The organism is Brenneria populi, assembly GCF_036016195.1.
GTDB classification, from domain to species: domain Bacteria; phylum Pseudomonadota; class Gammaproteobacteria; order Enterobacterales; family Enterobacteriaceae; genus Brenneria; species Brenneria populi.
On record NZ_JAYWTM010000001.1, the window covers coordinates 402551 to 417092 of the forward strand.

14 protein-coding genes are annotated in these 14542 nt (G+C 55.1%); 9 read left to right on the top strand and 5 right to left on the bottom strand.

Going from position 1 to position 14542, the window contains the following annotated elements:
* Positions 1 to 225 precede the first annotated feature (225 nt).
* A complete protein-coding gene (gene rnt, locus VSX58_RS01845) occupies positions 226 to 897 on the bottom strand; it encodes a ribonuclease T (RefSeq protein ID WP_327616553.1) in 672 nt (223 codons plus the stop codon).
* Positions 898 to 1055: 158 nt separating this feature from the next.
* Positions 1056 to 1463: a lactoylglutathione lyase gene (gene gloA / locus VSX58_RS01850; protein WP_327615189.1), complete on the bottom strand. Its 408-nt coding sequence runs from the start codon at positions 1461 to 1463 to the stop codon at positions 1056 to 1058.
* 471 nt (positions 1464 to 1934) lie between these two features.
* On the opposite strand from gloA, the gene VSX58_RS01855 reads away from it, so the two are divergent.
* Both VSX58_RS01855 and slyA read left to right on the top strand, forming a co-directional pair.
* A complete protein-coding gene (locus VSX58_RS01855) occupies positions 1935 to 2174 on the top strand; it encodes a DUF1289 domain-containing protein (RefSeq protein ID WP_327616554.1) in 240 nt (79 codons plus the stop codon).
* Positions 2175 to 2344: 170 nt separating this feature from the next.
* On the top strand, positions 2345 to 2794 hold the full coding sequence (slyA, locus tag VSX58_RS01860) for a transcriptional regulator SlyA (RefSeq protein ID WP_327616556.1): 450 nt from the start codon (positions 2345 to 2347) through the stop codon (positions 2792 to 2794).
* A gap of 179 nt (positions 2795 to 2973) precedes the next feature.
* Here the strand turns inward: slyA and VSX58_RS01865 are convergent, their stop codons facing one another.
* Positions 2974 to 3441, bottom strand: coding sequence for an outer membrane lipoprotein (locus VSX58_RS01865; RefSeq protein WP_327616557.1), 468 nt, complete (start codon positions 3439 to 3441; stop codon positions 2974 to 2976).
* Positions 3442 to 3761: 320 nt separating this feature from the next.
* On the opposite strand from VSX58_RS01865, the gene anmK reads away from it, so the two are divergent.
* The 5 genes from anmK (at position 3762) to pdxY (ending at position 8777) form a co-directional block, all read left to right on the top strand.
* Entirely contained in the window at positions 3762 to 4874 is a 1113-nt protein-coding gene (gene anmK, locus VSX58_RS01870) for an anhydro-N-acetylmuramic acid kinase (RefSeq protein WP_327616558.1), read from the top strand.
* Positions 4875 to 4990: 116 nt separating this feature from the next.
* Positions 4991 to 5302, top strand: coding sequence for an MliC family protein (locus VSX58_RS01875; protein ID WP_327615194.1), 312 nt, complete (start codon positions 4991 to 4993; stop codon positions 5300 to 5302).
* Between the two features lie 195 nt (positions 5303 to 5497).
* Positions 5498 to 6181: a pyridoxamine 5'-phosphate oxidase gene (pdxH, locus tag VSX58_RS01880; RefSeq protein ID WP_327616559.1), complete on the top strand. Its 684-nt coding sequence runs from the start codon at positions 5498 to 5500 to the stop codon at positions 6179 to 6181.
* Between the two features lie 193 nt (positions 6182 to 6374).
* Positions 6375 to 7652 carry a tyrosine--tRNA ligase gene (gene tyrS / locus VSX58_RS01885; RefSeq protein ID WP_327616560.1) on the top strand — a complete coding sequence of 426 codons (1278 nt, stop codon included), beginning with the start codon at positions 6375 to 6377 and terminating at the stop codon, positions 7650 to 7652.
* 267 nt (positions 7653 to 7919) lie between these two features.
* Entirely contained in the window at positions 7920 to 8777 is an 858-nt protein-coding gene (gene pdxY / locus VSX58_RS01890) for a pyridoxal kinase PdxY (RefSeq protein ID WP_327615197.1), read from the top strand.
* Positions 8778 to 8833: 56 nt separating this feature from the next.
* On the opposite strand, the gene gstA is transcribed toward pdxY, so the two are convergent.
* Entirely contained in the window at positions 8834 to 9442 is a 609-nt protein-coding gene (gene gstA / locus VSX58_RS01895) for a glutathione transferase GstA (protein WP_327616561.1), read from the bottom strand.
* A 175-nt stretch (positions 9443 to 9617) separates the two neighbouring features.
* On the opposite strand from gstA, the gene VSX58_RS01900 reads away from it, so the two are divergent.
* Positions 9618 to 10028, top strand: a complete 411-nt coding sequence (locus VSX58_RS01900) for a hypothetical protein (RefSeq protein ID WP_327616562.1) — start codon at positions 9618 to 9620, stop codon at positions 10026 to 10028.
* A gap of 8 nt (positions 10029 to 10036) precedes the next feature.
* Here the strand turns inward: VSX58_RS01900 and VSX58_RS01905 are convergent, their stop codons facing one another.
* A complete protein-coding gene (locus tag VSX58_RS01905) occupies positions 10037 to 11050 on the bottom strand; it encodes an alpha/beta hydrolase family protein (RefSeq protein ID WP_327616563.1) in 1014 nt (337 codons plus the stop codon).
* Positions 11051 to 11456: 406 nt separating this feature from the next.
* Here VSX58_RS01905 and acnA point away from each other — a divergent pair, with 406 nt between their 5' ends.
* Positions 11457 to 14207 (top strand): aconitate hydratase AcnA, encoded by a 2751-nt coding sequence (gene acnA / locus VSX58_RS01910; protein ID WP_327616564.1) that lies wholly within the window; start codon positions 11457 to 11459, stop codon positions 14205 to 14207.
* The last annotated feature ends 335 nt before the right edge of the window (positions 14208 to 14542 follow it).

A 14542-nucleotide genomic window follows, 5' to 3' on the forward strand; every position in this document is an offset into this window, starting at 1 on the left:
GCAAAAAGGGGGGACGAAAGTCACCCCCTCAGACCGTTGACAAAGTCAGATGTTAGGGGAAACACGGGGGGAGGTTCCCGCTTACGACGCTTCACCCCCGTGGTCGCCCCGTGTATCTCGATCTGACAGCCGGGTTTGTCAGCAAACGCCTTTTTTTGACCGCTCGCCCTGCGGACCGCCGCGGCGCGACGCAAAAGCGTTATTGCGCGCGTTGGGCGCTTCGGTTCAGTCTGCTGCGGATGTTTTCTCTAATTGATTTTCATCCAAAGCGATGGGCCAGCCGCCCATCCGCTTCCAACGGTTAACCAGCTCGCAAAAGAGCAGCGCCGTCTGGTTGGTATCGTAGAGCGCGGAGTGCGCCTGACCGGAGTCGAAATCGATACCGGCGGTGATACAGGCCTTGGCGAGGACGGTTTGGCCCAATACTAGCCCGCTTAGGGCGGCGGTATCAAAAGTGGCGAAAGGATGGAAAGGATTGCGCTTTAGACTGCAGCGTTCGGCCGCGGCCATCATAAAGCTGTGATCGAAGGTTGCGTTATGCGCCACGATGATGGCCCGGTTGCATCCTTGTTCTTTCAGGCCTTTGCGCACCACTTTGAAAATTTCATGCAGCGCTTCATATTCGCTAACCGCGCCGCGTAGCGGATTGCCGGGATCAATGCCGTTAAACGCCAGCGCGGCGGGCTCCAGTATGGCGCCTGCGAACGGTTCAATGTGAAAATGCAAGGTTTCATCCGGCTGCAACCAACCATCCGCGTCCATTTTCAATGTTATTGCCGCAACCTCCAGTAAAGCATCGGTTTTAGCATTAAACCCGGCGGTTTCAACGTCTATCACAACCGGGTAAAACCCACGGAAACGAGCGCTCAGGGCGTTCAGGTCATTTTTATCAGCCATTAGTCTCTTAATCTATAAGCAAAATGCAGCGCGCATTATGGCAAATTTTGACGGGAGATGCAGTAAGCGAAGAAAGCGCGGCGTTTGATGAACCGACGCTCGCCGCCTTCCTTCTGATTATTGGGTTAACGATAGCAATCAGGCAACCCAAGGGCGGGTTAATGGCCCAGCCCCTGACCGGACTGTGATTTTTCAATCAGCTCGATTTTATAACCGTCCGGATCTTCGATGAATGCGATGACGGTGGTGCCGCCTTTTACCGGCCCTGCCTCGCGGGTTACTTTCCCTCCCGCCGCGCGAATGCTGGCGCAGGTGGCGGCGACATCTTCGACCGCCAGCGCGATATGGCCGTACGCATTGCCCAAATCGTAGCTCTCGACGCCCCAGTTATAGGTTAATTCTATGACGGCTCCTTCGCTTTCTTCGGTATAACCGACGAAAGCCAGAGTATATTTATATTCGGTATTTTCGCTGGTACGCAGCAGACGCATACCCAATACGTTGGTATAAAAATCGATAGAGCGTTGTAAATTACCAACACGCAGCATGGTGTGAAGTAGGCGCATAATGTCAATTCCTCATTGGCTACTGCGGCTAACCGCAAACGGGGTGAAAGAAGATGCCGGCAGCGCGGAATTATATACCCAAAGTAATGCGAGTTGCAGGACAAAAACGCCGAACGCGTTTTTGAACGGCGCCTGCGGCGGCCTCACCGGGGCGAGCGCCATGGATGGCGCGAGTAACAAAGCCAACGCACCCGCGGCTTAAAGTATAAAGGGCATAACGTCGCAATTATAACCAGTTCAGGTTATCGGCCCGGCCGAAGCGCCATGTTTTACTGGCGATGGCGCTTAAGCGTAAGCAGGTTTGGCGTGAGAGGGATTAAAAAACAGACAGTTTTATGGGAAGATAGGGGTATGAGGCAGGAGAATCATCTGAAATTATAGCGATTACCTGATATTTTCGTCGTTAACCTTAGCAAAGGCTTGCCAGCGAGGACGAACAAGGCTTCAATAAATGGGGTAAACGGAGGCATTGTGCCCGAGCAACTTGAACTCTTTACTGTTCCTAATCCATGTCGCGGCGTGTGTCAGGCTGACGAGCGCGGTTTTTGCCGCGGGTGTTTTCGCAGCCGCAGTGAGCGCTTTGCCTGGGGGCAGATGAGCGATGCGCAGAAACAGGATGTGCTGCGTTTGTGCGGACAAAGAATGAAGCGCCAGCAACGCGTGGCGAAGACAACGCAACCGGCGGAATCTCGACAGGCGAATTTATTTTAACGCCAGCTGAATGCTTACTGAATAAAATAAGTATAAGATCATTTTTAAAAACATTTAATTTGGTAGAATCTTTTCTTCAAAAGAATAAAAGATATTTTTTCTACCGTTATAAATCAGAATTGATTGCAATCCAGGGATATAACTTAGCATGCTAATTATAAGGAGAGTTTATGGAATTGCCGTTAGGATCTGATTTAGCTCGTTTAGTGCGCGTCTGGCGTGCCTTGATTGATCATCGGTTAAAACCGTTAGAATTGACGCAAACGCACTGGGTGACGCTACATAACATTTATCACCTCCCTCCGGGACAGTCGCAAATTCAACTGGCTAAAGCGATAGGAATTGAGCAGCCGTCGCTGGTTCGCACCTTAGATCAGCTGGAAGAAAAGGGATTGATTACCCGACACGTATGCTCGCACGACAGGCGCGCAAAGCGCATAATGCTGACTGAAGCGGCAGAGCCGATAATAAAAGCGGTCAATGATGTAATTAGCCGCACCCGTAACGAAATTCTATTTGGCATTACACCGGAGCAGGTCGACGAATTAGCGTTGCTGATCTCCCGCCTGGAGCAAAATATACTGGCATTGCATGAGAGCCAGGCGGAAAGCCAGCCTTAAATGTCAACCTTGCCGCTTCGCGGCAAAGGATTATTAGATCCCGGCGATCCCTTCGGGTAAGCGCAAGCGCCGTCCAAAAACGTGTTTGGCGTTTTTGTCCGCGACTCGAATTATTTAGGGTATAGACGTCCGATTATTTATGGCAATCACCACCCAGCGGCGGTGATTGTCGTTGCGGCTTAGCGGGGAGAAACGGTAATGCTGCGGCCGTTGCTTGCCATCGCAACGCGTTGGCCGACGCTGAATTTGGTATTGCCTTGTTTTTGTACGACCATGATGGTGCTGCCGTCATCCCTGCGAATTTCCAACTCAACGCCCTGAGTACGGTTTAGCGCGCCCGTCGCGCTCTGACCCGCTACGCCGCCCGCAACGGCGCCTGCGGCCGTCGCCAGGCTTCGGCCGCTGCCTCCGCCGATGGTATTGCCCAGAAAACCGCCCAGAACCGCGCCGCCGAGCGCGCCAATCACATTGGAATCTTCACCCGCCTGAATCTGTACCGGACGCGTCGATACGATAGTACCGTAGGTAACGGTCTGAACCTGTTTGGCTTCGGAGGCACTGTAGACATCTCCTGAAAGCGTACTGGTATTGGCGCAGCCAGCCAGTGTGACACCTGCTAGCGTGACCACAAGCAAACGCTTCATCATAATTAACACTCCTGTAATGGCGATATGTCGGGCTGGTTCACCCTTGGCCGACGAATTTATACTCGTGAAGTATGGTCTGGCTTTATGTTCCATTCCACTCTTTTTACTCTTTTTTGCAGAATATAATAGTGTTCTTACAGAGAGAGTAAATGGGACTGCGGATTTATTTAACCATCATCGCTTGGCATGTTTTAACCAAAACTCAACCGAGATAACAAAACGCGCAAAATATAATAATTCAGCGTCTTAAAATGCTACTTTTGTTTTAGCCATCTTTTCAGATGAACGTTTTTTATCCCCTCAGCGAAAAAGGTCGTGAAATGAGATCAGGCAGATACATTGGGGTCATGTCAGGCACCAGCCTTGACGGTATCGATGTGGTGATGGCGGCGATTGATGAATATACGGTTGCGCAGCAGGCCAGCTATAGCCACCCGATGCCGCAGAAAATCAAACAGGCTATTTTGGCTATGTGCCAGGGACAGCAGGTAACGCTGTCGGCGTTCGGGCGGTTGGATACGCAGTTGGGAATCGTGTTCGCCGAGGCGGTTCTGGCGCTGCTCAAGGAGACGGGGCTGGGCGCGAGCGATATTACGGCGATCGGCTGCCACGGGCAGACCGTCTGGCATGAACCGAACGGCGAGGCTCCCTGTACGCTACAGATTGGCGACAACAACCGCATTGCGGCGATGACCGGCATCACTACCGTGGGGGATTTTCGCCGGCGCGATCTGGCCTATGGCGGGCAAGGCGCGCCTCTGGTGCCGGCATTTCATCACGCCTTACTGCTGCACCCGGTCGAGCGGCGCATCGTACTCAATATCGGCGGCATCGCCAACCTGTCGCTGCTGGTGTCGGGCGTCGTGCCGCGCGGCTACGATACTGGGCCGGGTAACATGCTGTCCGACGCCTGGATTTGGCGCCACCGCGCGCAGCCTTATGACCGGGACGCCGAATGGGCGATGTCCGGGCAGGTTAATGCGCCGCTTTTGCGGCGCATGATGGCCGATCCCTATTTCTCTCAGCCCGCGCCGAAAAGCACCGGGCGCGAATATTTTAACCTGGGCTGGCTGGAGAAAATGCTGGCCGGTCTGCCGTCGATCGCGCCGCAGGATGTTCAGGCGACCCTGGTCGAGCTGACGGCGCGGAGCATCGCCGAACAGGTGCTGCTGATCGGCGGCTGCGAGCGTCTGCTGGTGTGCGGCGGCGGCGCGCGTAATCCGCTTATCATGGCGCGGCTGTCGGCTTTGTTGCCGGGCATTGAGGTCAACGCTACCGATGAGTTCGGCGTTAGCGGCGACGATATGGAAGCGTTGGCGTTCGCCTGGCTGGCGGCGCGTACGCTATCCGGCTTGCCGGGAAATTTGCCGTCGGTAACGGGCGCCAGCCAGGAGACCGTGCTGGGGGCTATCTATCCGGTGATAAGAAACTAATCGGATTTTGCTGAGGTTTCATTGACCGACCCATTGTTAAACTGGGCCGCACGGCGGATTTAATGCTATTTGAAGATAGCGAATTTCGCTGAAATCAGAACGATGGGAGAAGAATAATGAAACCACTGCTGGCAGGGGCGGCGCTGATCTTATTAAGCGGATGCGGCTATTTCGGTCATTCCCCGGCGGTTAAAACGTTGTCTTACCAGTGCGGAACCATGCCGCTTACGGTGACGATGCGGCAGGACGATAAATCGCCCCCGCAGGTCAGCTTTTTCCTTGACGGGGAGCGCCATATTTTGCCGCAGGCGGTTTCCGCCTCGGGGGCGAAATACAGCGATGGAACCTATAGCTTTTGGAGCAAAGGGAACCAGGCCTTTGTTCAGCGGGGCGAAAGGGTGATCGTGGATGACTGTCTTTTGCGCTAATGCCGTCCCGGCGCCATCGGCGCGCGAGCCGCAGGTTTCAGCCGCTGCTTTCTCTTTATTTTGTCGGCATTGTCGCTGATCGGCGCCGTGTTGCTTTATATCGCCGCCGATTGAGATTTTCCGGCGAGGGGAGCAGAATAATTACATTCACTTCTTTTCCGGCTCGTTATCGCCACCGCAGGACATCATGACACTATGACACAGGAAAGCACGCCTTCAACTATGACCCCTCCTTTGCAGGAAACCGATATCGCCGATCTGCGCCGCGAATACACCCGCGGCGGACTGCGTCGCGGCGATCTGACCGATAATCCGCTGGATCTGTTTGAGCGCTGGCTTAAACAGGCCTGCGAAGCGAAACTGGCTGACCCGACGGCGATGTCGATCGCCACCGTGGATGAGCGGGGGCAGCCCTATCAGCGCATTGTGTTGTTAAAACACTACGATGAAAAAGGCATGGTTTTTTACACCAATATGGGCAGCCGCAAGGCGCAGCATCTGATGCATAATCCGCAAATCAGCCTGCTGTTTCCCTGGCATATGCTGGATCGGCAGGTGATGGTGCTGGGACGCGCCGAGAAACTGCCCGCGCTGGAAGTGCTGAAGTATTTTCACAGCCGGCCGAAAGACAGTCAGATCGGCGCATGGGTTTCCAAACAGTCGAGCCGCATTTCGACCCGGGGGCTTCTGGAAAGCAAGTTCCTGGAGCTTAAGCAGAAATTTCACAGCGGGGAAGTGCCGCTGCCCAGCTTCTGGGGCGGCTTCCGCGTCACGATCGATTCCATGGAGTTCTGGCAGGGGGGAGAACACCGCCTGCATGACCGCTTCTTCTACCAACGGCAGGGCGATGGCTGGCAGGTCGATCGTTTAGCGCCTTAATGGTGAATTATCCTTGTTAAACTCTGGCGCTCCCGCGGTGAGCGCTTTATTCTATGTCGTTTCGCGCCATCAGCGTTGCCGGCATGCGCGCGGTAATCGACAAAGATGGCGCGAATAAACCAATTTAAGGTGCAACTGCAAGCTAGCTTGCCTTGCATATGACACGATATTTTGCATACCAATGGAGTTATCGATGGCGAGTAGTAACCTGATTAAACAATTGCAAGAGCGGGGCTTGATCGCCCAGGTGACGGATGAGGAAGCGCTAGCGGAGCGACTGGCGCAAGGGCCGATCGCTCTGTATTGCGGTTTCGATCCCACCGCCGACAGCTTGCATTTGGGGCATCTGGTTCCGCTGCTTTGCCTGAAGCGTTTCCAACTTGCGGGGCATAAGCCGGTGGCGTTGGTGGGCGGAGCGACCGGCCTGATCGGCGACCCGAGTTTTAAAGCAACGGAGCGTAAGCTGAATACCGCCGAAACCGTCAAAGAGTGGGTGGAAAAGATCCGCCGTCAGGTTTCGCCGTTCCTGGACTTTGACTGCGGCGCTAACAGCGCCATCGCCGCCAATAACTATGATTGGTTCGGCGATATGAACGTGCTGACTTTCCTGCGCGACATCGGCAAACACTTCTCGGTTAACCAGATGATTAATAAAGAAGCGGTTAAGCAGCGTCTGAACCGCGACGATGTGGGCATCTCCTTTACCGAGTTTTCCTACAATCTGCTGCAGGGGTACGACTTCACCAGCCTGAATAAACAGCATAACGTTGAACTGCAGATCGGCGGTTCCGATCAGTGGGGCAATATTACGTCGGGCATTGATTTAACCCGCAGAATGAACCAGAAGCAGGTTTACGGCATGACCGTGCCGCTGATCACCAAAGCCGACGGGACTAAATTCGGTAAAACCGAAGGCGGGGCGATCTGGCTGGACGCCAGCAAAACCAGCCCTTACAAGTTCTATCAATTCTGGATTAATACGGCGGATGCCGACGTTTACCGCTTCCTGAAATTCTTCACGTTTATGAGTCTGGAAGAGATTGATGCGCTGGAAGAAGAGGATAAAAACAGCGGTAAGGCGCCGCGCGCCCAGTATGTGCTGGCGGAAGAGGTCACCCGTATGGTGCACGGCGAAGCGGGATTGGCCGCGGCGCGGCGTATTACGCAGAGCCTGTTCTCCGGGGCGCTGCAGGATATGACGCAGGAAGATTTCGCCCAATTGGCTCAGGATGGCATGCCGATCGTCGAACTGGAGCAAAGCGCCGACTTACAGCAGGCGCTGGTCGGCGCGCAACTGGTGCCGTCGCGGGGCCAGGCGCGCACCATGATTTCCTCCAACGCGGTGACGGTCAACGGCGAAAAACAGAGCGATCCGGAATACCGGTTTAACGCGTCCGACCGTCTGTTCGATCGTTACACTTTGCTGCGCCGGGGTAAAAAACACTACTGCCTGATTTGCTGGAAGGCATGATCGCAGATAATCAGGGGGCGTAGGCTAATGCCGATCGTTTAAGCATCGAGATGCCCGGGGCGACCACCGGAGTGAGGCGTCCCTACGGGAACCTCCCCCGGTGTTTCCTCTAAAAATCGGCTTAAGTGACCCGCATTCGGGCGTAGGCTGCCTGATATTGATGGCGACGCCGCGCGTTTTGTCGGCGCGTTGCGCCGCCGCAGGCTTTCAACTTCACTTTGCGGTTCTCGCGGCGCAGCGGCGTCGGCAAGGATTCGAGTCGGATAAATGAAAAATATACTTTCTATACAATCACATGTTGTTTTCGGCCACGCGGGGAATAGCGCGGCGGAGTTCCCGATGCGGCGGATGGGCGCAAACGTTTGGCCGTTAAATACGGTGCAGTTTTCCAACCATACGCAGTACGGCCGCTGGACGGGGTGCGTGATGCCGGCCGCTCACTTGACCGAAATTGCGCAGGGGATTGCGGATATCGGTAAATTGCCAAGTTGTAACGCGGTGCTGAGCGGCTATATTGGCTCGCCTGAACAGGGCGAACATATTTTAGGCATCGTGCGGCAGGTTAAGGCGGCGAATCCGGAAGCGATCTATTTCTGCGATCCGGTTATGGGGACGCCGGAGAAAGGCTGCATCGTCGCGCCGGGGGTTTCGGATTTCCATTGCCGCCAGTCATTGCAAGCGGCGGACGTTATTGCGCCTAATCTACCCGAGCTGGAGCGCCTTAGCGGCCATGAGGTGCATGATGTGGCGCAGGCCGTGGAAACGGCGAGAGCCCTGTGCGCGCAGGGGCCGAAGATCGTTCTGGTTAAGCACCTTAGCCGCGCGGCCTATCGCGATGACAGTTTTGAAATGCTGCTGGTTACTCCGACGGACGCCTGGCACATCAGCCGCCCGCTGATTGAGTTTGCGCGTCAGCCCGTAGGCGTTGGCGATTTGACCAGCGGATTGCTCTTGGTGAATTTACTGAAAGGGGTCGCGCTGGATAAAGCGCTGGAGCACACCACCGCGGCGGTTTATGAGGTGATGCTGGTGACGAAAGAGATGGATGAATACGAGCTGCAACTGGTGGCGGCTCAGGACGGCATCGCGCATCCGCGTCATCATTTCCAGGCTGTACGCCTATAATTTACCCTGCGGCGATACGAACGGAAGAGGGCGCGGCGGCGCCGCGCTCTTGACGTTTAGCCTTTCAGCCTTTCAACCTTCAGCGCCGTCGCCACCGAAGGCCGCTCCGCGATATGATCAAGATAGGCGGAGAGCGCGGGATAACGGAACATGTCCAGCTTCAACGACTGCGCCCAGCGCATCACGGTGAACAAATAGGCGTCGGCAATACTAAAACGATTGGCCACCAGATATTTCTGTTCGCTCAGCACCAGATTGATATAGCGGAATTTTACCTGCAGGTACTCGATAATCAGTTCTTTATAGGTTTCCGGCGTGCCGCGGCGGAATATCGGGGAGAAGCTTTTGTGCAGTTCGGCCGAGATGTAGTTCAGCCATTCAATGGTATGGTAACGAGCCATACTGCCTGTCGGCGCGATAAGATTACAGTGCGGGACCTTGTCCGCCACATATAAGGCAATGGCGACGCCTTCGGTAAGCACGCTTCCATCGTCAAGCTGCAGCGCCGGTACAAGCCCTTTGGGGTTGATTGACAGATAATCCGTACCGCGTTCGGTTTTCTTGGTCTTCAGATCCACCTTTTCCAGCTTGAAATCCAGCTTGGACTCCAGCAGAACAATATGAGAAAAAAGGGAACTGCTTTCAGGCTTGTAAAACAGCTTCATATATAACCCCTTGATATTATTATTTTATCCACCCAAAAACGGGCTGTTGTTTATTAAATAATACGTTCACTGCATACCGCAATATCAGGTTATGAGGCGTTCGGCTAAGCGTCGATCGCGCAGAAAGCGCGAAAAGCTAACGGTTAGCTTCCTATACCGTTATCGGCCAAAACCTATGCTGACTTTACTTAATTTAGCCGCTGGGGATGCCGTCGTGCCGGATAAAAGTGATTTTCGATCGGATAATGAAATTTCCGTTTCTGTTGTTGGGGGGAGCCCTCCCGAGCTACGCAATTCGGCGCCCGGTCTCTTCTGGAAGGCTTTCTCCCGAAAGCTGCGCTTTACTCTTGGCGCTGAAGAGAAGGCGCTGCTTTTTCTGCAACGCTGCATCGTCCCGGAACAGGCTATCTGCGCGGTTCATTCTGCCGGCCGGCTTGCTGGCTTCACTGCGATTAAAAGCCATGGCTACGGTTTTATTCATCCGCGGCTCAGCGATTTTTATGCTGCATACGGTATTTCGGGGGGCGCTATACGCGCGTTAATAATGAGCAAGCTTGATTATCAACCCGCAAAGAATGAAATTTAGAATGCGCTTTAGTTTGGGCACTTCTGATTAAGTATCCAGTCAGCGATGGCGCTGAGAACCCCCGGCGAGTAAGAATGTTGCCCGGACAGCAGAAATGCGCCTTGTTTCCACAGGGGCCACTGAGAGGGCAACTGGTAGTCAAACCATGCGCTGCGTAAAAGTCCGTGGGTCGTTCCGGCGAACAGCCTGATACAGCGGGGCGTTTTAGCGGGTAATGTTTTGGCCCAGACGGATGCGGTTTCATGAGGATCCGCATTACGGTCATCCTCTCCCATCAGGATCATCACCGGCGTATGCATCTCCGAGATATCTTTTTTGGCGTCGGCGCGTGAATTGCGACGTTCAAAATCCTGCCGGGTACAGCGCGAGAGGCAGGGAAGAGCGGCGTTTTCCTCCGTAAACTGGCGGTCGAAATCCGCCGCTTCGCGCTCTTGCGCCTGCGTGATCTCAATGGCCGATCGTCCCGCGAATTTAAGCCGTTGCCCCATATAATATATCCCTTGATCCCGCCAGTTTACCGCGGCGCCGGCCAGCACGGCGAAGTCGGCCTTTGTCAGTTCGCTCGCTCGCGGCACCGTCCAGCCGGCCTGCGAAAAGCCGAGAAAACCGATAGGGCTGTTTTTAAGTTCCGGCTGCTGTTTCAGCTTGTTGAGCGCGAACGCGGCCTCATCGGCGCGATCTGACATGGTCTGCTCCAGCCAGTTGCCTTTGCTCGCCCCGACGCCGGCTTTGTCCCATGAAAAAACCGCCATTCCCTGTGAAACCAGAAATTTAACCAGCGGAATATATCCGCCGTTGGACCAGCGATCCTGAGCGCCGTCGCCGTGCACTAACAGTACGACCGGGGGCGATATGGCCTTTTGAGGCAGGATCAGCGTGCCTTCCAGAATATCCTGTCGATGCTCAAACGTGATGCTGCGCTGCAGCTCATAACCGGACAGTTCAAATTCAGATAATTGGTTGAGCAAAAAAACGGTAACAAAAACGACGATGGCTAGAAAAGATGCGAGGTATTTAATCATGCGGTATGTATCTTTTGTTAATTAACAGAGCGTCCTGATATTAAACATCACGTGCTGCGTATTCGCGCCGACCCGATCGGCCCGGATGCGCTTTTCATCAGGCAACGTTTCCATCGGCGTACTTTTCTGACGGCTCCCGGCATTATTGGCGTAATGCCGCCGCTCATTGGGTAACCGCGCCGCGGCGCCTACTGACCTACGGCTTATACAATACGCCGCTTTCGCCCAGGTATCGACAAAGGTTCGCAGGTAGATAGTCAGCGGCTATCGTTGCGTTCATTTTTGATTGTTGCAAAAACGTTATTTTTTGTTTGTGTTATCTTTAAACAAGACCGCATATTCAGGCTGGGTATTGAATGGCGGATCGACAAAAATAACGATTAACCGGATTACTTTGGGAGGAAGCATGTCATCTCATTTTCTTCGCGATACCTGCCTGGATACGCTGCAAACAGGGCAACAAACCTATCATTATTACAGTTTGCCCCTGGCCGCGCGTCAGCTTGGCGAGATTGATAACTTACCTAAGTCGTTAAAAGTATTGCTGGAAAACCTGCTGCGTTATCTGGATGACGACACCGTCCGCCAGGAGGATTTGCAGGCGGTGGTTTCCTGGCTGAAAACCGGGCACGTCGAGCGCGAGATCGCTTACCGTCCGGCGCGCGTGCTGATGCAGGATTTTACCGGCGTCCCCGCCGTCGTCGATCTTGCCGCGATGCGCGCGGCGGTGGCGCGGCTTGGCGGCGATGTCAATAAAGTGAACCCGCTTTCGCCGGTTGACCTGGTTATCGACCATTCGGTTACGGTCGACCGCTTCGGCGACGGACAGGCGCTGGTGGAGAATACCCAGCTGGAAATGGCGCGCAACCATGAGCGCTACCAGTTTTTGCGCTGGGGGCAGAACGCGTTTAGCCATTTTCGGGTGGTGCCGCCGGGAACCGGGATATGCCACCAGGTTAATCTTGAGTACCTGGCGAAAGCGGTATGGCTTGAAAAGCGGCAGGATAAGCTGCTGGCCTATCCCGATACGCTGGTGGGAACAGATTCGCACACCACGATGATTAATGGCCTAGGCGTGCTGGGGTGGGGCGTCGGCGGCATTGAGGCCGAAGCCGCTATGCTGGGCCAGCCCATCTCGATGCTGATTCCTGACGTGGTGGGCGTTAAGCTGACCGGGAAAATGCGCGAGGGGATCACCGCCACCGATCTGGTGCTCACCGTGACGCAGATGCTGCGTAAGCACGGCGTGGTCGGCAAATTCGTCGAGTTCTACGGCGACGGCCTGGATCATCTACCCCTGGCCGATCGCGCCACCATCGCCAATATGGCTCCGGAATACGGCGCCACCTGCGGTTTTTTCCCCATTGACCAAATCACGCTGGACTATATGCGCCTGACTAACCGTAGCGATGAGCAGATTGCGCTGGTGGAGGCTTACGGCAGGCGGCAGGGGCTATGGCGCAATCGCGGCGACGAACCGGTGTTCACCAGCCGGCTGACGCTGGATTTGGCTAGCGTCGAAACCAGTCTGGCCGGTCCTAAGCGTCCCCAGGACCGGGTGCCGCTGGCCGGCGTGCCTCGGGCGTTTTCCGCCAGCCTAGAGCTGGATGTCAATACGGCGGCAAAAAACTTCCGGGAGAAGTTTTTGACGTCGCGCAGCGACGGCCCGCAGGGTGACAGCCAGGGATGGCAGATCGCAAAAAATACGGATTATGCCGAGTTTACATTGAATGGAGAGACGCATCGCCTGTACCAGGGCGCGGTGGTCATCGCCGCCATCACCTCCTGTACCAATACCTCAAACCCCAGCGTGCTGATGACCGCCGGGCTGCTGGCGAAAAATGCGGTGACGCGCGGGCTGAAGAGCAAACCCTGGGTAAAAACATCGCTGGCGCCGGGGTCGCTCGTGGTCACGGATTATTACGCCAAAGCCGGGCTCACGCCCTATCTCGATGAGCTGGGTTTCGACCTGGTGGGATACGGCTGTACCACCTGTATCGGCAATTCGGGGCCGCTGCCTGAACCGATCGAGGCGGCGATTAAGGCCGGCGACTTAACGGTCGGCGCGGTGCTGTCCGGCAACCGTAATTTTGAAGGACGCATTCATCCGCTGGTAAAAACCAACTGGCTGGCTTCGCCGCCGCTGGTGGTTGCCTATGCGCTGGCGGGGAATATGAATATCGATCTTACCCGCGAACCGCTGGGGGAAGATCGGCAGAGGCGTCCGGTTTATCTGCGCGATATCTGGCCTTCGGCGCAAGAGGTCGCCGAGGCGGTGCTGAACGTCAGTGCGGATATGTTTCATAAACAGTATGCCGGCGTATTTGACGGGACGCAGGAGTGGCGGGATATTGCGGTGGATAATAACCCCACCTATCAATGGCCGTCGGAGTCAACCTATATCCGGCAGACGCCGTTTTTCCTGGATATGGGCAAAACGCCGAAACCGGTTGAGGATATTCATAACGCCCGCATTCTGGCGATGCTGGGGGACTCCGTCACCACCGACCATATCTCGCCGGCGGGGAATATCAAACGCGACAGCCCCGCGGGAAGCTACCTGCTGGCGCATGGCGTGGAACCCCAGGCGTTTAATTCATATGGCTCGCGGCGCGGCAATCATGAAGTGATGATGCGCGGCACCTTCGCCAATATTCGTATCCGCAATGAGATGGTGCCGGGCAAAGAGGGCGGCTATACCCGGCATATTCCGTCGCAAGATGAGATGACCATCTATGACGCCGCCATGCGCTACCAGGATGAACAGGTGCCGCTGGCATTGCTGGCGGGAAAAGAGTACGGTTCGGGATCCAGCCGCGACTGGGCGGCGAAAGGCCCGCGTTTGCTGGGCGTGCGCGTGGTTATCGCCGAATCCTTCGAGCGTATTCACCGCTCCAATCTGATCGGCATGGGGATACTGCCGCTTGAGTTTCCGCAGGGCGTAACCCGCAAGACGCTCAAGCTGAGCGGTGAAGAACAGATCTCCATTACGGGGCTGGCGCAGCTGACGCCCGGCGCGACGGTGGCCGTCGCCATTACGGATAGCGCAGGGGAAAGCCGGGTGATTAATACCCGCTGCCGCATCGATACCCGTAATGAGCTGACCTATTATCAGCACGATGGCATCCTGCACTATGTGATCCGCAATATGCTTTAACCTCTTGAGCCGGACTTCGATGGCGGCCGCGCCCGCTATCGAAGCGCCGGCGGGCAGATTACGTATTAGATCATATTCTAATAATTTGGCTGCGAGCCTTTCGCATCGTTAGTGACGATATTCACAGTTCCGCCGTTTGCGCTACGCTAAGGTGTTTTTCGCCAAGAACCGCTTATGAATCATGCGGGTTGCTAATAATCTTGGCGCGCTGGTTTTCTGATGTCAGCCGGATAGTCTTAGGACGATAGCGTACCTGCGTACCACATCATCGGGTATTCCCGTATTCAGTCATCCTTGTCCTTGTGATGCCAGTCAGGCATAAGTCTCGCTTTTGT